At 68.7% G+C, this 19,419-nt stretch carries 12 protein-coding genes and 2 pseudogenes; 9 read left to right on the top strand and 5 right to left on the bottom strand.

Annotated elements, in window-relative coordinates:
* The first annotated feature begins 80 nt into the window (after positions 1-80).
* Both OG852_RS45390 and OG852_RS45385 read left to right on the top strand, forming a co-directional pair.
* Positions 81-2,345: an ATP-binding protein gene (locus OG852_RS45390; RefSeq protein WP_330350982.1), complete on the top strand. Its 2,265-nt coding sequence runs from the start codon at positions 81-83 to the stop codon at positions 2,343-2,345.
* A 231-nt stretch (positions 2,346-2,576) separates the two neighbouring features.
* Positions 2,577-4,544: a pectinesterase family protein gene (locus tag OG852_RS45385; protein WP_330350981.1), complete on the top strand. Its 1,968-nt coding sequence runs from the start codon at positions 2,577-2,579 to the stop codon at positions 4,542-4,544.
* A gap of 253 nt (positions 4,545-4,797) precedes the next feature.
* Here the strand turns inward: OG852_RS45385 and OG852_RS45380 are convergent.
* From OG852_RS45380 to OG852_RS45360, 5 genes and pseudogenes are all read right to left on the bottom strand, one after another.
* Positions 4,798-5,401, bottom strand: a pseudogene (locus tag OG852_RS45380) (NF041680 family putative transposase); the annotation flags it as partial.
* Positions 5,402-5,426: 25 nt separating this feature from the next.
* A pseudogene (locus OG852_RS45375) lies at positions 5,427-5,642 on the bottom strand (integrase core domain-containing protein); the annotation flags it as partial.
* 325 nt (positions 5,643-5,967) lie between these two features.
* The gene (locus OG852_RS45370) at positions 5,968-8,475 is read right to left on the bottom strand and encodes a SpoIIE family protein phosphatase (protein WP_330350980.1); all 2,508 of its coding nucleotides are present in this window, start codon (positions 8,473-8,475) and stop codon (positions 5,968-5,970) included.
* A 282-nt stretch (positions 8,476-8,757) separates the two neighbouring features.
* A complete protein-coding gene (locus OG852_RS45365; RefSeq protein ID WP_330350979.1) occupies positions 8,758-9,117 on the bottom strand; it encodes a hypothetical protein in 360 nt (119 codons plus the stop codon).
* A gap of 128 nt (positions 9,118-9,245) precedes the next feature.
* Positions 9,246-10,532 carry a PucR family transcriptional regulator gene (locus OG852_RS45360; protein ID WP_330350978.1) on the bottom strand — a complete coding sequence of 429 codons (1,287 nt, stop codon included), beginning with the start codon at positions 10,530-10,532 and terminating at the stop codon, positions 9,246-9,248.
* A 189-nt stretch (positions 10,533-10,721) separates the two neighbouring features.
* Here OG852_RS45360 and OG852_RS45355 point away from each other — a divergent pair, with 189 nt between their 5' ends.
* From OG852_RS45355 to OG852_RS45325, 7 genes are all read left to right on the top strand, one after another.
* Positions 10,722-12,164 carry a homogentisate 1,2-dioxygenase gene (locus OG852_RS45355; RefSeq protein WP_330350977.1) on the top strand — a complete coding sequence of 481 codons (1,443 nt, stop codon included), beginning with the start codon at positions 10,722-10,724 and terminating at the stop codon, positions 12,162-12,164.
* Positions 12,161-13,336: a hypothetical protein gene (locus OG852_RS45350; protein WP_330350976.1), complete on the top strand. Its 1,176-nt coding sequence runs from the start codon at positions 12,161-12,163 to the stop codon at positions 13,334-13,336. Before OG852_RS45355 ends, OG852_RS45350 begins: the two co-directional genes overlap by 4 nt.
* A 120-nt stretch (positions 13,337-13,456) precedes the next feature.
* Positions 13,457-14,641, top strand: coding sequence for an acyl-CoA dehydrogenase family protein (locus OG852_RS45345; protein WP_330350975.1), 1,185 nt, complete (start codon positions 13,457-13,459; stop codon positions 14,639-14,641).
* A gap of 36 nt (positions 14,642-14,677) precedes the next feature.
* Positions 14,678-15,568, top strand: a complete 891-nt coding sequence (locus tag OG852_RS45340) for an alpha/beta hydrolase (protein WP_330350974.1) — start codon at positions 14,678-14,680, stop codon at positions 15,566-15,568.
* Between the two features lie 3 nt (positions 15,569-15,571).
* Positions 15,572-17,251: a long-chain-fatty-acid--CoA ligase gene (locus OG852_RS45335; protein ID WP_330350973.1), complete on the top strand. Its 1,680-nt coding sequence runs from the start codon at positions 15,572-15,574 to the stop codon at positions 17,249-17,251.
* A gap of 168 nt (positions 17,252-17,419) precedes the next feature.
* Entirely contained in the window at positions 17,420-18,625 is a 1,206-nt protein-coding gene (locus OG852_RS45330; protein ID WP_330350972.1) for a thiolase family protein, read from the top strand.
* A gap of 2 nt (positions 18,626-18,627) precedes the next feature.
* Positions 18,628-19,416: an SDR family oxidoreductase gene (locus tag OG852_RS45325; RefSeq protein ID WP_330350971.1), complete on the top strand. Its 789-nt coding sequence runs from the start codon at positions 18,628-18,630 to the stop codon at positions 19,414-19,416.
* Positions 19,417-19,419: the final 3 nt, after the last annotated feature.

Below are 19,419 nucleotides of genomic sequence, written 5' to 3'. Positions count from 1 at the left end.
AACGACGCGTGCTGCCACTCGAGCCAGGCGTTCTCAGTACTTCGGGACGCATGCGAGCCATCGGAAGGCGACCAGGAAACGTGACCATCCAGGTATCGGAAGTGGGGAACCTGCCCGCGGCCCTGACCACGTTCGTGGGCAGGGCCGAGGAACTCGCCGAGGTCCGCCGTCGGCTGGGGACGACGCGGTTGCTGACGCTCACCGGTACCGGCGGAGTGGGCAAGACCCGGCTGGCGCTGGAGGTGGCCGCCGCGTCGGCACCGGACGTCGCGGACGGGGTGTGGCTGGTGGACCTGGCCCCGCTGCGCGACCCGGTGTCGGTGGCGAATGCCACGGCGGCCGCGCTCGGGTTGCCGGACCTGGGCAGCAGACCGGTGGCCGCCCAGCTCGCCGCCTTCCTGTCCCGGCGCGAGGTGCTGATCGTGCTCGACAACTGCGAGCACCTCGTCGACGCGTGCGCCGAGCTGGCCCACGCGCTGCTGTCGGCCTGCCCCGGGCTGCGCATGCTGACGACGAGCCGCCGGGCGCTGGGTATCTACGGCGAGCACGTCTTCCCCGTCCCTCCACTGCCGCCGGACGACGCGGTGGAGCTGCTGCGGGACCGGGCCGTCGCCCTGCGCCCGGACTTCGAGGTCACCGACGGCAACCGCGCCCAGGTCCGCAGGCTGTGCGACGACCTCGACGGTCTGCCCCTCGCCGTCGAACTGGCCGCGGCCCGGCTGCGGACCCTGACCCTCGACGAGGCGGTGAACCGGCTGGAGGACCGCTTCGGGCTGCTCGCCAGCGGCAGCCGGACCGCCCGGCCGCACCAGCGCACGCTTCGCGGCCTGATCGACTGGAGTCACGAGCTGTGCACCCCGGTCGAGCGGCTGCTGTGGCACCGCCTCTCGGTCTTCGCCGGCGACTTCGGCCTCGACGCGGCGGAGGCCGTCTGCGCGGGCGACGGCATCGACCGGGACCAGGTGCTGGACCTCCTCGACCGGCTGGTCGTGCAGTCGATCGTCGTCCCCGCCGAACGCGAGGGCCGGCCGCGCTACCGGCTGCTGAGGGCCATCAGCGACTACGGGCGGGAGCGCCTGGCCGCCTCCGGCGGGGAAGCGCGGACCCGGCAGCGGCACCACGCCTTCTACCTGGCCTTCGCCGAGCGCATCGCCGACGGCTGGCACGGCCCCGGCCAGCTGGAGAGCCTGACGCGGATGCGTTCCGAGCACGCCGATCTACGCGCGGCGCTGGACCTGGGCGGCCGGCCGCAGGCCACCCTGGCTCTGGTCACGGCGCTGCGCTTCCACTGGTGCGAGGGCGGATTCCTCGGCGAGGGACGCCGCTGGCTGGAGCGGGCGCTCGCCGCCGCGCCCGAACCCAGCCCGGCCCGGGCCCGGGCGCTCTGGGTCGCCGCATGGATCGCGGTGCTGCAGAACGATCACGCGGCGGCGAACCTGTGGCTGGATCAGGCAGAGGAGCTGGGCGAGCGGCTGGACGACACGGTCGTGTGCACCCAGATCCGCAGCCTGCGTGGCAGCCTGGCACTGTTCGGCGGACGGCTGGCGGAAGCCGCGTCCCTGCTGGCGGAGGCGGCGGCCGCGCACATCGCGGCGGGCGAGGAGACCAGTGCGGTCTACGCGCTGCTCCAGCTGGCCACCGCCCAGTCCCACCTCGGGGATCCGCGCACCACGGCCACCTGCCGGCAGGCCGTCGCCATCGCCGAGGCGCACGACGACCAGCTGGTCCTTGGGCATGCGCACTGGACGCTCGGCTACGACGCCTGGAGGCGCGGCGACCTGAAGGAAGCCACATACATGATCCGGTCCGCGCTGGAGCACGAGCGGGGCTTCAACCACTACCAGATGGTCGCGCTGATGGTGGAGCAGCTCGCCTGGGTCACCGGCGCGGGCGGCGACCACCGGACGGCGGCCCGACTGCTGGGTGTCGCGGGTGCCCTGTGGCAGGACATCGCCACACCCCTTTCGACGTTCGGTCCGCACATGGTCGAGCAACATGCCGAGTGCGAGGAGGAACTGGTACGGGCCCTCGGACCGGCGGCCCACGCGGCGGCCGTCCTGGAGGGAGGGCGCCACCGCAGCGTCGACGAGGCCATCGCCTACGCGCTGGGCACCGGCCCCCGGCCGACCGCCGCCGACCTCGCCCCGAGCCCACTGACGCGCCGGGAGCGGGACATCGCCGCGCTGGTGGCACAGGGCCTGAGCAACCGACAGATCGCCTCCACCCTCGGGCGCTCCCCGCGTACGGTCGAGGGCCACGTCGAGAGCATCCTGGCCAAGCTGGACGTCGCCTCCCGGGCCGGCATCGCGTCCTGGTGGACAGCCAACCAGCCGCCCCATCCGTAGGACAACCCCGTAGAAATACCCGGGCCATGCGCGGGGCCAGCCCGTAGAAATGCGGATGGCACTCCACCGATTCCGCACAGAATATTTCGGCATCACACATCGGAGGCCGTTACTGAACGGGATCGAACAAAACCGCACATCTCGCTCGTCGCAGGATGGCATTTGACGTGCCGGCCGGACAGGCCAGCCGGCGGTGTGTGAGCAGGGATCGCCGACACCGAAGGAAATCACGTGACGAGCACTACGCAGGGTGGACTCCCCAGAAGATCGTTTCTCGCCGCCGCGACGGCCGTCAGTCTCGCAGCAGCCGGCGGACTGGTACTCGCCGGCGCTCCCAGCGCCAGCGCCACCGAACCGACGACGCCGGACGTCAACTGGGTCATCAGCAGCGAGCCGGGAGATGCCTTCACCGGCTATCGCACCACGATCACCCGCATCAGGGAGGTGGGCAGAGCCGGCCAGCTTCCGGTCCCGGTGGCCACGGGTGCCCGCCCCGTTCCCGCCGTGGCTGTGACCAATGCCGCCGGAACCGACTCATACATCCGGATCGATCTGCGCGTGGAAGACCGGCGGGAAGTCGTCCGGGTGTTCATGCGCACTTCCGACTTCTACATCATGGGATGGCGGTCGGGGACCGCGGCCGCGCCCACCAGCAGTACCGTGGCCTGGGGCGACTTCTTCACGCTGGACCCCGCGGTGAATCTGCCGAACGCCGTTCGCGGCGGCCCCAACGGGAACGTGGTGACGCGGTTCGAGGAGCTGGCGAACTACAGCGACCTGGCGCAGCAGGGTGCCACCCGGAACGGGTTGCAGCTCACTCCCGCCAGCCTCGGCAACGCGGTGATCACCCTGGCCGGCGGGCAGTCAGCGACGACCAGGAACGCGGCGCAGGCGATCCTTCAGATCATCGTGGCGCTCGCCGAGGGTGCGCGATTCCGCAACCAGGCGCGCGCGACCGCGACGGCATTTCACGACGGCCAGCCCTTCACCGTGAGCTCGCAGCACATTGCGCAGCACAACAACTGGGGCATCATGAGCCAGGTCTTCATAAACGCGGCCCTCACGGGCGTGATCATCCTCACGGCTCCTCTCACGATCGGTGGCGAGGTCTTCTTGACCACCGCTGCCATCGCGTACGTCCTCATGACGGCCCACCACTCGAATATAGACTCCTGGCGCAGGCAACTCACTACAACAAGCCAGACCGTGCTGTGCATCCAGCCCGACGGCTTCGGCGACTACCCGACGATCCAGGACGCGGTCAACGGCGTCCCCTCCGACGGGACTTCGCGCATCGTCTACCTCGACAAGGGCACCTACCAGGAGACGGTCGTCGTGCCGGCCAGCAAGAGCAACCTGGTGATCAAGGCCATGGTGGGCCTCAATCCCGAGGACGTCGTCATCACCGCCGACCGGGCCCACGGGATGACCAACCCCGCGACGGGCCAGCCCTATGGCACCGAAGGCAGCGCCGTGCTCACCGTCAAGGCGCCAGGTGCCACGGTCGCCGGCATCACGATCCAGAACACGTTCGACCCGGCCAAGCACCCGGAGATCGACGCCTTCTCGACGCAGGCGGTCGCGCTGGCCGCCGAAGGCGACCGGCAGACCTTCACCCAGTGCCGAATCATCGCCCGTCAGGACACTGTCCTGTGCAAGGCGCCGGTTCCCACCGGCCAGTACCGGCAATACTTCGTCGCCTGCTACGTCGAGGGCGCGATCGACTTCATCTTCGGCAACGCCACCGCCGTCTTCGACCGGTGCAACATCGCCATGCAGAACTGGGTGGGCGGCACGGTGCTGGCGCCGAACACCGACTACCGCCAGAAGTACGGCATCCTGATCACCGGAAGCGAGATCTTCACCAACGGCGTGCCGGAGAACACCATGTACCTCGGCCGACCGTGGCACAACGTGGCCGAGGCCTGGCCCCAGGCCGTGGTCCGCGACACCAAGGTTCACTCAGGTGTCAACACCGACCGGCCCTGGACCGACATGACCCCCGACTACCCGTGGTCCTGGGGCCGGTTCAAGGAGTACCACAACTTCGCCGTCTCCTGTTCACCAATACAGTGCATCGGCGTCTCCGTGGGCGGCTCCACCAACCCGCAGCTCACCGACTCGGAGGCCGCCGACTACACCGCCCAGAAGTACCTGGCGGGCACCGACGGCTGGAACCCGGTTTTCCCTGGTTCCTGACCGCGGCCAGGAACCACGACGGGGAGTCTGGGCAGCACGACCCTCCCCCTACTCCGTGCCAGTCCGGTTCACCGAGTCTTCGCCATCTTCGAACATGCAGGTCGGAGGCTCTGGGCGTGGCTCCCGCTCGGGATACTCATGCTGATCTCGGGCGGGAGTCTGCGGTCTTGATCATCCGTCATGTCGTCGGTCGAAGCTGTCACATTTGGATCATTGAACCCAATCCGGCCAGCCGGGTTGTTAAGCTTGATCATTAACCTCGTTGCTGTTTCAGGCAGACGTGTTCGGTGAGGGTTTCGATTCGTTTCACGGTCTTCCCAGGCTCGTAGCCTGGGGCTGGCCTGCGGTTCTTCGAGCCGGGTGGGCGTCCAGGTCCGGGCTTGGACGGTCTGGGCACGTCGGCGGGACAAGCAGTCTTCGCGCGGAGGTGGCGGAACCCCCGGCGGACCCGGCCAGGGGTGAGCCAGCCGACGAGGCTGCGCCGACCGCTCCGAGGGCCGACGAAGATCCTCGGCGAGAGGCCGGGCAAGGCGGAGCTGAGTGTGGGCGTGGATGATCAGCCAGGTCGACAGGTCGGCCGTGTGCGGATCGCGGACCTTGGGACGGCCCAACCCAGGGTCTCCTTAACAGCCGGAAGGTGTGTTCAAGATCGAACCTGCGGATGAACGCCTGGCAGCGCAGGTCGACGTCCGCTCCGGTCATCCCGGTGCGCGAGGACCACAGACACACCGGCTTCGGGTCACGTCACCGGGCATGTGCTCAACCTTCAGCCGGACCAACGTGCCGTGGATCAGCGGGAGTTCACCGCAGTGATCTAGCCAGGGACCACGGGCCTGCAATCGTGGGTGGGCCTTGTCCCCGAGGAGTGGACACCTGTTCGTGTCATTGTGCGGCAGGTGCCAGGGTAGCTGACTGCCGTTCGTAGACGATCAGCGCCTGCTGTCCGTTCGCCGAGTGCCGGCGGCGGGTGTTGTGGCGGGCGGTCCAGCGGAAGACCGCCAGGCGGCAGGCGTGGGCCCCGTCGAAGCGGCGGGCGCCACGGAGTGTCTCGCGTTCGAGGGCCGCGTTGAACGACTCGGCGAGTGTGTTGTCCGCGCTCGTGCCGACCGCGCCAGGAAGCGCCGCATCGGCCCGCTCGCGCGCGGCGCGGGCCGAGCGGCCGGCCCGCCACTTGTAGAAGCTTCCAAGGCAGCCGGCTCTACGCCGACTACCACAAACAGGAAGAGCAGACGCAGACCTGTCCCATGGTGCTGGTTGTCCAGTCCCGCTGGCCGGGGTGGAGCAGGACCGTCAGCAGGCCTCGGCGGAGCCCGGCAATGCAGGAGATCGTGTCCTGTCCTGCCGCGTCAACGCACGCTCAGCATGGCATCCGCATGGAGAAGGCTTGGAAGTTCTGGTGCGGTGCATCCAGAAATACGGCTGATCACGATCCCGGCGGCAGGTCCTGCTCGGTCCAGATGCACTTGCCGTCCCCGAGGAAGCGGGTGCCCCAGCGCCGGGAGAGCGCGGCGACCAGGTGGAGGCCTCGGCCCCCCTCGTCCGTGTACCCGGCGCGCCGGATGCGTGGGGTCGTGAGGCTGTGGTCGTACACCTCGCAGATGAGTGACCGACTGCGCAGCAGGCGCAGGCGGATCGGTCCCTGTGCGTGCCGGACCACGTTGCCCACCAGCTCGCTCACCAACAGCTCCGTGGTCATGACCAGTTCGTCCAGGCCCCAGACGGCGAGCCGGTCGCGGACGTGGGCTCGGGCCTGTCCGGCGGCCCTGGGGTCATGGGGCAGGTCGTAGGAGACGACGTCGGCGGCGGGGGTGCCGTGGATGCGAGCGATCAGCAGTGCGGCGTCGTCGGTGGTCCGCTCCCGATCGGGTACCAGGGCCGAGACGATGTGGTCGCACAGCTGGTCGAGACCACTGACGTCGTCTCGGTGGTCGCTGTCGAAGTAGGGGGTGCGACCCACTTCTTCGGCCAGGGTCCGGCGCAGCTGTACGAGGCCTTCCTCCGTGTCCCGGGTGGCGGATTCGACCAGGCCGTCCGTGCAGAACACCAGCAGACTCTCGTCGGGCAGGTGCACCTCGTGGACGTCGAATGGCGGTTCGGCGGCGCCGAGGGGAGGATTGACGGTCGGTTCCGGACCGTGCACCGTGCCGTCGGGATGCACCACGAGTGGGGGCGGATGACCTGCCAGGCAGAAGGAGCAGGTGCGAGCGACCGGGTCGTAGACGGCGTACGCGCAGGTGGCGTAGTGATCGTAGCCCAGTTCGCCGACGAGTTCGTTGAGATGGCCGAGCAGTTCGTCCGGCTCCAGCTCCAGGTCGGCGAGCGTGCGGACGGCCGTGCGGAGCCGGCCCATGGTCGCCGCCTCGGTGATGCCGTGCCCCATGACGTCCCCGATCACGATGGCGACGCGATCGGCGGACAGCGGGATGACGTCGTACCAGTCGCCGCCGACCCCGTCCCCGCCGCGTCCTGCGGGAAGGTAGCGGGCCGCGGAGGAGGCGGCAGGCAGGGAAGGCAGCGTAGCGGGCAGCAGGTCGCGCTGGAGTCCCTGAGCCCGGGTGTGTTCGACGTCGTACAGGCGGGCTCGTTCCAGAGCCTGGGCGACCAGGCCGCTCACAGCTGTCAGCAGGGTGCGGTCCTCCTCGTCGAACGAGTGCGGCCGGGCGAAGGAGACGACGCAGCCACCGACGGCGTGACCCGAGGCGATGAGGGGGAGGAAGGCCCATGCGCGCATGGGCGATATCGCGGTCAGGTTCTTCATGTTCGGATAGAGCTCGATGAAGGCGTCCGTGGACTCGACGAACGCCGGGGTTCGGGTGCGCAGCGCCTTGGTGATCGCGGTGTTGGCGACCAGAGGAGTGCCATCGATTTTACTGAGGAAGTCCTGCGGGTAGCCGACGGAATCGACCACCCGCACCCGTCCGGCCTCCAGCGCCTCCACCACGAGTCCGTCTGCGCCGAACGCCGGCAGCACATGCTCCGCCACCGCCCGGACCACGTCTCTCGAGGTCACTGCCTCGGCGAGGGCCACGGTCAGCACGTTCATGCGGTCGGTACGCGCGACCACGGCCCTTTCCTGCGCCGAGCCCGCGGCCTGCCGCAGCCAACGGTCGGTGACGTCGACGAACGAGACCGCCAGCCCGCTGCCCAGCACAGGGTCGAGCCGGACGTAGTAGAGCAGATGGTTGGTCGGCCAGCGCACGTCGAAGCCGACCGGCCGCCCTCCAGCGGCTGCCCGCCGGCATTGGGCCTCCAGGCCGTGGACGCGGGTGGCCGGGAGGTCCCACAGCACGGTTCCGGGCCGGACGCGCCCGGGGCCGAGCAGACTCTCGGCCTCCTCGTTGGCGAAGGTGATCCGCCAGTCCTCGTCGACCGTCACGAAGCCGACGCGCAGGCCGCGCAGCGTACGGAGGAACGGCTCCTGCGGCACGTAGGTGCCGTCGGGCGCCGGTGCCTCCAGGTGCTCGGCGACCCATGCCGCCACCGACCGGAGCAGGGACCATTGGTCGGGTTCCGGTGCCGCGGGTGCCGCGGTGAACACCGACAACGCGCCCACCGGCCCGTGGGGGCCGGGCAGCGGCACCGACGCCGTACCTGACGCCCCGATCCCGGCGACGTCCCCGGTCAGCCAGACCTCGGCGACACCCCGGACGGCGCGGGCAGGCGCGCAGTCGCCGTCCTCGTGGAGGCTGGCCCATGCCTCGGTGGCTGCGGGGGCCAGCCCGCTGACCGCCATGAGCCTCAGCGTTCCGGACGCGGAGTCGCGCCGGTGTGCCACGCCGCCGAGTCCTCCCAGACCCGCGGTCGCCTGCTGCAGGGCCACCAGCAGGGCCTGGTCGCCGGGCAGTCCTGCGGCCGCCGAGGCCAGCAGCGCCAGCCGCGTCGACGGGGCTGCCCTGGCATGGCCCGCATGCTGCGCGGAGTGAGCCGACACATCGCCTCCAGCCGGCTCGCGCCCTGGCCGTACGAGAGCACGGCCGCGAGCCCGACGTAACCCAGAGTAGTTCGTGTGCGGCCTGCGGGCTCTTTCTGCGACCGGACTCTGCGGGGCCGCTACGCGGTCGCGGGGGACTCAGGATGAAGTCGCCTGCATCCGCCGTCGCGCCGTGCCGCTGATGGCCTCGTTGCCGCGTCCAGCGGGCTCAGGTCGAGTCGTCCTGCTGCCACCGTGTCGGCCATCGCCTGCCCCTCCCCGACGCGAACCATGCCGAGCCGATCATGGCCGGCCTCGTAGCCGTCTGCGGCTGCTTAAAGGTGCGCGCCTATGGCCGGGGTGTCTGCGTACGAGGTCTACGGCAACGACCCGGCACTGCGCGCCGCGCTCGCCCGCCGGCAGCTCGACTACGTGCCGCCGTCGCGAAGACCGACACGGCGACACGAAGGGCGGCGAACGCAGCGCGATCCACTTCCCGTCACCCGGGATCCAGGCGTCCTCGTCGATCGCGGCGATCGCGGCGTGGATTGTCGGGTTGAGCCGCACGGTGAGCGAGAAGTGGACGCCGGCGCGGCGGCGGGCGGTCACGACCTCGGCGGCGTAGAACGCGGCGTCCGCGCGGAACAGGACCATCCCGGCCACGACAAGCCAGCGCCTTCACCCCGGCGATCACCCCGGCGCTGCCGGGCACCGTCAGCAGCTGAGCGAGGACCTGGTGCGTCGCCGATTTGAGCAACGTCGGCACGCTGGTCAGGCCGCGTCGGCGGATGCTATTGGCCTGTGTGCGGTGAGTCGAGGAGCCATTCGGCGACGGTGAGGGCTGCGCGTAGCTTGTCGGTGGGAGCGTCCCCGGAGTGGCCGCACAGGGTGAACGCCTGCTGTACACGGTAGGTCACCGTGTTGCGTGAGATCTGCTCCATGGCAGCCACCTTTGCCAGGCTGTGGTTGGTGTCGAGGTAGCGACGCAGCGTGCTGCGCAGTTCGGCCATGCGCGGGTCGTCGGTACTGAGGGGGCCGAGGTGACGGGCGGCGAACTGGTGCGCGGCTTCCCGATCCTCCAGCAGAAGGACGTCCAGGTCGACGTCCTGATGGGCCAGAGAGGCGCGCTGCCGATCAGATCCGCGGCGGAGCAGTCGCTCCACCGCGCGTGCCTCGCGGTGACTGCGCCGAAACCCCTCGACCCCCGACCCGACCTGTCCGACGACGACCTTGGCGTCGTCGAACTCGGGCAGCACCACACCTGGCGTGAGATGCGCCTTCGACTCGAAGGCACCCCACGCCCACAACGTGTTGGATCCCACCGGTACTACCAGCGACGCCTCTGGTGTGCCCCAGCAGCGCAGCACCGGGTCGATGGCTTCGCGAAGACCGTGTGCGGTGCCCTCGCTCGGTGACATGCGCCAGGCGATGACTGCCAGATGTGTTCCGGTCAACGGGTAGTCGAGAAGCCGTTCGGCCGCGGTGTGATCGACCGGAGTTCCCTCGACCATCTTCCTGACCAGCTCGAGCTGTGCTGCGGACCTGCTGGCGCTCCAAGCGCTCTGCTCGTCGAGAAACACCGCCGACATGGCGGCGATGAACTCATCGATCAGTTGGAACAGTTGCAAGGTCACTCGCCGCAGCTCGCCGTCGTCGTGATGCTGGGGTGACGCGGCGGAGATGGCGTCGAGGAACGCTGCCGTGAGCACCGCGTGGCCGAAGCGAATCGAGCGGGTGAACTCGTGCAGCTTCAGACCGCGGCGTGCCATGTCGCGCGTGGCCTCCTCGGCCTCGGCGCTCACCACCGAAGCTTCTGGCTCCGCGCAGCCGGAGACGATGGCCAGTACGCGCAAGGTGGTCGACATCGTCGCCCGGCGAAGGGCATCCACGATCGACCTGCTTCCGCCGAGGAGGGGCAGTTCCTGCCCCGCCTTCTCGATGACACGCTCGCCGACCTCGGCTGCCCACAGCACCGCGCCCGGACCCCATGCCTTCCGGATTCGCTCGGCATCGGGTCCGAGCCATTCCAGGTCATGCCCTTCGGCACGTGTGGCCGACAGCCTCCCGAGCCACTGCATGGGCGTCTCTCTTCTTCTCTCCGCCTGGGGAATCCGGCGACACCGCAGTCCAGCACTGCACCTTTGGTGCGGGAGCCAGTCATCGCCTGGAGGCCTGTGCTTCCAGCCAGTACTGACCAACGTAACACCGTGGTTAATTGCTGGTGGCAACGGCCCTTCGCCCTTCACGGCGGCCAGCCGAGCCCCTTCATGCGGATCGGACGGCCGGCGTCTCAGGGCGTCGGGAAATCACCGCGACTGGCGTACCTGGGACACCAGCGACGAACGAGACGAGGTGTTCATGTGATCACAGAGAACAGCGAGCAGGTCGACGACGTCACGACCGGCTCTGCGGGTGGAGAGTTGGTCTACCAGAGTGGCCTCGGCAACGAGCTCGAGACCGAGGCGATTGCGGGGACGCTGCCGGTGGGCCGGAACAGCCCGCAGAGGGTGCCTCACGGGCTGGTCAGCGAGCTGGTGTCCGGCACCACGTTCACCGCGCCCCGCGCGCACAACCGTCGCTCCTATGTCTTCCGCATCCGTCCGTCGGTCGTCCACGGCCAGTTCGAGCAGATCGACGGCGGCAACCTGCGCACACCACCGTTCGACACGCCGCCATCGCCCAACAACTACTGCTGGGGGCCGTTCACGAGCACGGCCTCCGACGATGACTTCATCGATGGTATGGCCACGCTGTGCGGCAACGGTTCACCGCACTCGCAGTCGGGCATGGCCGTGCACGTCTACGCGGCGACGAGATCGATGCGCGACCGGGTGTTCGCCGACACCGACGGTGAGATGCTGATCATCCCGCAGACAGGTCGGATCCGGATCTTCACCGAGATGGGAAAGCTCGATCTGCGGCTCGGCGAGGTCGCGGTCATCCCCAAGGGCTTGAAGTTCCGGGTCGACCTCCTCGACGACTCCGCGACCGGCCTGGTCTGTGAGAACTTCGGGCTGCCGCTGCGGCTTCCCGAGCTCGGGTTGATCGGTACGAACGGACTGGCCAACGTCGCCGACTTCGAGATCCCGGTGGCGGCGTTCGAGGATCAAGAACGTCCCGTGCAACTCGTCCACAAGTTCGCCGGGAACCTCTGGGCAGCCTCGTTGCAACACTCACCGCTCGACGTGGTCGGATGGCGGGGCAGCCTCTACCCCTTCAAGTACGACCTGGACCGCTTCGTTCCGATGGGGCCACTGTCGGTCGACCATCCCGATCCCTCGATCTTCACGTTCCTGACTTCGCCTTCCGACCCGATTCTCGGCCCCAACATGGACGTGATGGCCTTGACGCCGCGATGGCTGGTGGCGGAGAGGAGCTTCCGGCCGCCCGGCTACCACCGTAACTGCGTCGGGGAGTTCAGCATCTTCCTCGCGGGGGAGTTCGGGAAGGCCCTGGAGCCCGGCAGCACGGCGCTGACCAACAACTGGACGCCGCACGGTCCTGGCACTCGGACGCTGGAGATGGCACGCGCGATGGAGTTGTCTCCGCAGAAGGTGGAGGACCAGAAGATCCTGCTGCTGGAATCCCGGTTCCCGATGCAGCTGACGCGGTTCGCCGAGCACGTCATGCCGCAGGTCTCCAACTACGCCGCCCAGTGGGAGGGCTTCTTCAAGCGGTTCGAAACGCAGGAAGGAATCCAGATCCGGTGACCGGCCCACAACACACCGACATCGCCACCGAGTTTGTGACCATCAGTCACACCGAGGTCAGCGACGTGAAGGAGATCTACGGATATTCCGAGCCCCGTCGAGTCGTCCTCGACGGTGTCCGCTTCGTTCCGCAGGGGAGACCGTCGGCGACGCTGGTGATCTTCATGCATCCCACGGGCACGGTCAGGCGCCTGCCCGTGCCGCGGGCCATGGCAGCGGCGGGCATGCACGTCTTGTGCGCAGAGAGCCGCTACATCCGCAACGACACGGCGCTGGTGATGGAGAAGGTGCTGGCCGACTACGGCGCCTTCGTACGCCACGCCCGCGAGGTGTGGCGCTATCGGACGGTGGTGCTGGCCGGCTGGTCCGGGGGCGGCTCGCTGACCGCGCTGTATCAGTCGCAGGCCGAGAAGCCCTCGATCGTCGACACGCCTGCCGGTGATCCGGTGGACCTGAGCGACCTGATGCCCGGTGACGGATTCATCTTCCACGCGGCGCATCTGGGGCGCGCCGAGATGCTCCGGGACTTCATCGATCCTTCGGTCCTGGACGAGGCGAACCCGGACATCCGGGAGGTCGAACTCGACCTCTACGATCCGCGCAACCCCAACAAGCCGCCGTACTCGCCGGACTACGTGGAGCACTTCCGCTCCCAGCAGGCTGCCCGGATCCGCCGTCGCACCACCTACGTCAAGGAACTGCTGGAGCATCTGCGCCGCGCAGGCGGCAGCGAGACCGAGCGCGTGATCCTGACCCACCGCACCCTGGCCGACCCGCGGTTCCTCGACGCCACCATCGATCCGAACGATCGAGAGATCGGGATGTCGTTCATGGGGGTTCCCGAGACGGCCAACACCAGTCCCGCTGGGATCGCGCGCAGTTCGACGCTGCGCGGCTGGCTGTCGCAGTGGTCGGCGGAGGACAGCCGCGCCCGCGCGGACATCGTGGCCCGGAACATCCGGGTCCCGGTGCTTGCCATCGAGAACACCGCCGACAACGCCGTGCCACAGCCGCACACTCAGCGGTTCTTCGACGCCTGCGCCAGCGCGGACAAGACCATGCATGTGGTCAAGGGAGCCAATCACTACTACGCCGGCCAGGACGACATCCTGCGAGACGTGGTGCGCCTGATCGCCGGTTGGCTCCAGGAACGGGACCTGTGGGAGTGCTGAGCAGTCTCGCCCAGACCAGTCTCCACCCTCCTCCCTTCGGCGCGAAGCGAAGCCGTCCCGGCATCGTGCCGCGACGTCGACGACCCAGCCCCGAAACCCAGAGAGAGACGAGAAGACCGCATGGAACTCAAGACCGGCACGGACAGCGAACTCAAGACTGAGCTCGTCCAACGGGCAGAAGCACTGACCGAGCTCGTGGCAAGCGAGGCAGCGGACACCGAGCGGCGCGGCTTCATGTCGCCGAGCGTCCTCGAGGCCCTCTGCGAGGCCGGCTTCATGAAGATCCTCGTGCCCCGGCGCTACGGAGGCTATGAGCTCGACGTCGACACCATGGCTCGGGTGGTGCGCACCATCGCACCGAGCTGCACCTCGACCGCATGGGTGCTCGCCTTCTACATCGGGCACAACTGGCTGCATGCGCTCTTCCCGGAACGGTCACAGGAGGAGGTGTTCGCAGAGCGGTCCTACGCGTTGACCCCCGGCACCTTCGCCCCCTCCTTCACCCTGACGCCGACGCGGGGCGGCTACCTGGCCCGTGGCCGCAGTTCGTGGAACTCCGGAAGCGCGGGTGCGGACTGGTTCATGAACGGTGGGCTGGTCCAGGTGGACGGTGAGGCGCCGAGCCTGCGCTTCTTCCTGGCGCCCAGGGCCGAGGTGACGCTCATCGAGACCTGGGAGGTCGCGGGGCTGCGGGGCACCTCGAGCAACGACGTAGCGATGGAGGATGTGTTCATCCCCGAACACCACACGGTCGAGGCGGTCGACGTCCTGAACGGCACCACGCCGGGTGCGGCGCTGCACGGCAATCCCCTCTACGCGCTTCCGGTGATGCCGTTCATCGTGGGCGAGATCCTTCCCGTGGCGGTGGGGACCTACCAGGCCGCCGCCACGGAGTTCACACGCGTGACCAAGAGCCGCTTTCTCAGTGACACCGGCGCTCGCGCCGACAGCAAGCAGAGCACCCGCATCACTCTCGGGAAAGCCGAGGCCGGCGCGGCGCTGGCCGATTCGATGTTGGACAGCTACCTCAAGGCGCTGGGCGGGACCGAGATGGAGGTGCTCCGCGACCCGGCCACCCGTGGGCGACTGAAGGCTCAGGGAGCGATGATCACCGACTTCTGCGGCGCCGGCATCAACCAGCTGGTCGCCGCGGCCGGGGCCAACGCCTACCGCAACAGCTCTCCCCTGCAGCGCCACTTCCGAGACATCAACATGATGCGGGCCCACGCCACGCTGGACGTGGAACGAGCATCGGAAACCTACGGAGAGGTCCTGCTCGGCCTACCGCCGCAGGCTCCGATCTAGCAGCTGTTCACCCCGACGACCACGCTGGAGGAACACATGACCGTACAGGAACGACAGGTCGTCTTCGACCTGCTCCGATCGATCCCCGCCCCGGGTTCGATGTCGATCCCCGAGCTGCGCGCGATGTTCGACCAGGCCAGTGCCACGACCAAGCCTCCGGAGGAGGTGGTCCTCGAGGAGGTGACGATCGGCGCTCTGCGGGCCGAATGGTCCTCCACGCCTCACGCCGATCCCACCAGTGCTCTGCTCTACCTCCATGGTGGCGGCTACGCCTTCGGATCGGTTGCCTCCCACCGCGGCCTGGTGACCAACCTCGGATCTCTTGCCGGCGTCCGGACGCTGGCGCTCGACTATCGGCTCGCCCCCGAGCACAAGTTCCCCAGCCCGGTCGAAGACGCCGTCGCCGGATACCGCCACCTGCTCGACCAAGGCTTTGCACCGCAACGGATCGCGGTCGGCGGCGACTCCGCCGGCGGCGGGCTGGCCATCGCGCTCATGATCACTCTGCGTGACGCCGGCCTTCCGGTGCCCGGCGCAGCACTCTGCATCGCCCCCTGGGTCGACATGATGCTGGAGGGCGACTCGATGCTGACCAAAGCGGAGCTGGATCCACTCGTGAGCCGCCATGAGCTGACGCGGATGATGGGCGAGTACATCGCCGAGAAAGACCGGACCGATCCGAGGGCCTCGCCCCTCCTGGGCGACCTCGCCGGACTGCCGCCGGTGATGATCCAGGTCAGCTCGCACGAGGTCCTGCTCGACGACGCTCACCGCATCTCTGGTCGTCTGGCCGCCGCCGACGTTGCCGTACGGCTCGAGGTCTGGCCGCGGATGCCGCATGTGTGGCACCTCTACGCCGACATGCTCAGTGAGGGCCGGGCCGCGCTCGAGCAGGCCGCCGGCTTCCTGCGCGAGCGGATCCGGTGAGCGGTGAACACCCGTCCTCTCGAGGGTCACCCCGCGACCAGCGGCGACGACTTCCCGCTGAACGTCACCACGCTGTTCCGCCATATGGTGCGCACACACCCTGAACAGCAGATCGTGTATCGGACAGCCGACGGGGCCTGGGGCCGGTACACCTTCCGTGAGTACGGCGTACGCGCCTCGAGAGCTGCCTCGGTGCTGGCCGGGCTCGGGATCAGGCCCGGCGATGTGGTCGGCGTTCTGGACTGGAACAGCAAACGGCACTTCGAGCTCTACTCGGCCATCCCGGCGACCGGTGCGGTCCTGTTGCAGATCAATCTCCGGCTCGCGCCGAAGGACCTGGCCTACGTCACCGCTCACAGCGGCGCATCAGTCGTGCTGGTCGAGGAGTCCCTCCTGCCGGTCGCCGAATCGATCGCCGAGATGACCCCGGGTGTGCGTCGCTGGGTGGTGATGACCGACCGGCCCTCGAACCAGGTGGAGACCACCCTGCCTGACGTCGTCTTCTTCGAAGATCTCATGCGCAACGAGGGGCAGACCGGCCAGTGGCACATGATGTCGGAGCGGTCTGCCTACACCGCCTGCTACACCACCGGCACGACGGGCCGACCCAAAGGCGTCTACTACTCCCACCGCTCGGTCTACCTGCACGCGATGACGCTGGCGGCGTTGCTGGAGATGAGCAACCGCGACTGCGTCATGCTGGTCGCCCCCATGTTCCACGCGCTGAGTTGGGGCCTACCGCAGGCAGCAGTCTATGCGGGAGCCAAGGTAGTCCTGCCCGGCCGCTACACAGCCGCCGACACGTCCGTGCTTCTGGACGCGATCCTCACCGAGGACGCCACGGTCATCAACGGGGCGCCCGCGATCTATCAGCCGATACTGGATCAGATCCGCACCCGCGAGACCCCGGCTGACCTCAGGAACGTGCGGATGCTGTGCGGCGCGGCCGAGCCGCCGCTGTCGTTGATGCAGGGCATGTACGAGCAGACCGGTGCCGAGATCATCCACGGCTACGGTGCCACGGAGACCACGGCTCTCATCGCGTTGAACCGCATGAAGCCGGCTCTGGAGGAGTCACTGACCGAGGCGGAGAAGTGGGATCTCAAGCGGTGTCAGGGACTTCCGCTGCCGGGAATGGAGATCCGCATCGTCGACGACCAAGGCCGCGATTTGCCGCACGACGGACACGCCATCGGCGAGATCCTCGTGAAGGGTCCGGGCGTGGCCACGAGCTACTTCAAGCCCGAGGGCACCAACACCTCCTTCACCGACGGGTACTGGCGAACCGGTGACGTCGGCAAGATCCTGCCCACCGGCTATCTGAAGCTCACCGATCGTCTGAAGGACGTGATCAAGAGTGGAGGTGAGTGGATCTCCTCGATCGATATGGAGAACGCGCTCACCGCCCATCCGAATGTGCTGGAGGCTGCCGTGGTCGGAGTCGCCGACGACCGCTGGCAGGAGCGTCCGGTGGCCCTGGTCGTGCTGGCGCCGGGAACCTCGGCAGGCCGGGAGGAGATCCTCACCACCCTCGACGGGCTCTTCGCCCCATGGCAGATGCCTGATCAGATCCACATCGTCGAGTCAATCCCCCGCACCGGCGTGGGAAAGATCGACAAGCGCGCCATCCGCGACGACCTCACAACTCGCGCAGGCCGGCAGCCCCCAGAACTCACACGCTGACCTTGCCGGCCGCCGGAGGAGGCTCTGTCACGGAGCAGCTCCGCGACATGCCGGTCGAGCACACCAGGGTCATCCGTCCGCGGGAAGCCATGAGGGAGACCGTCGCGGGTCTGCTGATGTCCCGGTTCGCAGCGTTTCACAGTCGAAGGCAAGGAGTGGGGAGCAGTTATGCGTGAAGCAGTCATCGTCGAGGCCCTGCGGACACCGATCGGCAGGGGGAAGCCGGGGGGCGCGCTTTCCGGCTGGCACCCCGCCGACCTCCTGGGCCACGTGCTCTCGGGCCTGGTCGACAAGACCGGCATCGATCCGGCGATCGTGGATGACGTGATCACCGGGTGCGTGTCGCAGGCCGGCCAGCAGGCGTTCAACGTGGGCCGCCATGGCGTGCTCGCCGCCGGGTTCCCGGAGTCGGTGCCGGCGACGTCGGTCGACCGCCAGTGCGGGTCGTCTCAGCAGGCTCTCCACTTCGCCGCCCAGGGGATCGTGGCCGGCGCCTACGAGGTGGCCATCGCGGCAGGCGTGGAAGTGATGTCGCGTGTGCCGATGTTCTCCTCCACGATGGGACAGGACGCGGCCGGACCCAGGGTTGCCGAGCGCTATCGCGAGCGCGGCGGGCTGCTCAACCAGGGCATCTCCGCGGAGTTGATCGCGGCCAAGTGGGGCCTGAGCCGAGCCGACCTCGACCGGTTCTCCGCCGAGTCCCATCGGCGTGCCGCGGCGGCGACCGACGAGGGCCGGTTCGCTCGCGAGATCCTGCCGATCCCCGTCGACCGTGGCGAGGGCGAGACCGGGGAGATCATGACCACCGACGAGGGCATCCGGCCGGACTCCAGCCCCGAGACCCTCGGTGTGCTGAAGCCCGCCTTCTACAGCGACGAACTCGCCGCCGCGCACCCTGAGATCCAGTGGATGGTCACTGCCGGAGGCTCGTCGCAGATCTCCGACGGCGCGGCGGCCGTCCTGCTCATGGAGCGGGCCAAGGCGGAGTCCCTCGGCCTGACGCCGCGGGCCGTCGTCCGCGAGGTCGCCGTGGTGGGCGACGATCCGATCCTCATGCTGACCGGAGTCGTCCCCGCAACCGAGAAGGTCCTCCGCCGCGCAGGTCTCTCGGTCATGGACATCGACGCGTTCGAGGTCAACGAGGCGTTCGCGCCGGTGGTGCTGTCGTGGCAGCGGGAGACCGGAGCCGACCTGAGAAAGGTCAACGTCCACGGCGGAGCGATCGCCAACGGGCATCCGCTCGGCGCCTCCGGCGCGAAGCTGACGGCCACGCTGCTCACTGTGCTGGAGCAGACCGGCGGGCGCTACGGCCTGCAGACGATGTGCGAGGGTGGCGGCATGGCGAACGCCACCATCATCGAGAGGCTCGGCTGACCATGGCGGAAGCCGACCCGATCGTGGCCCACTCACTCTTCGACGTGGCGGGTCGCCACGTCCTCGTCACCGGAGGCAGCAAGGGCATCGGTGAGATGATCTCGCGAGGCTTCCACGCCGCGGGCGCTGTCGTGTACGTCTCCGCCCGGGACCCCGCCGTCTGCGAGGCGCTCGCGGACGAGCTGGGCGACCGGGCCCATGCGCTGCCCGCGGACGTGTCCACACAGGAGGGTTGCCGCCGGCTCGCGGCCTCCGTGGGCGCTCTCACGCCACGGCTCGACGTCCTGGTCAACAACGCGGGCGCGAGCTGGGGCGCCGACATCGAGGAGTATCCGGACGAGGCCTGGGACAAGGTCCTGGCGCTGAACCTGAAAGCGCCCTTCCAGCTGACCGTGGCCTGCCTCGCCCTCCTCCGGGCGGCCGCCAGCGCGCAGGGGCCTGCGCGGATCGTCAATGTGGGCTCGGTCGACGGGATGCACGTGCCGCGGTGGGAGTCCTATGCCTATTCAAGCTCGAAGGCGGGTCTGCACCAGCTCACCCGCCACCTCGCGAAGCGGCTGGCCTCGGACCACATCACCGTCAACGCCCTGGCCCCGGGTCTGGTCCGCACCAAGCTGACCCGGTTCGCCTTCGACGCCTCCGAGGACGAGCTCGTCGCGGAGGTCCCGCTGGGCCGTACCGGCTCCGCGGACGACATGGCGGGCGCCGCCATCTTCCTGGCATCGCCGGCCGCGTCGTGGATCACTGGCGCGGTGCTGCCCGTGGACGGCGGCTGGTCGACCCTGCGGTAGCCG

Source organism: Streptomyces sp. NBC_00582, assembly GCF_036345155.1.
Classification (GTDB): Bacteria; Actinomycetota; Actinomycetes; order Streptomycetales; family Streptomycetaceae; genus Streptomyces.
Note: the sequence above shows the minus strand (reverse complement) of the source record. Positions and strands in the feature narration are given on the sequence as shown.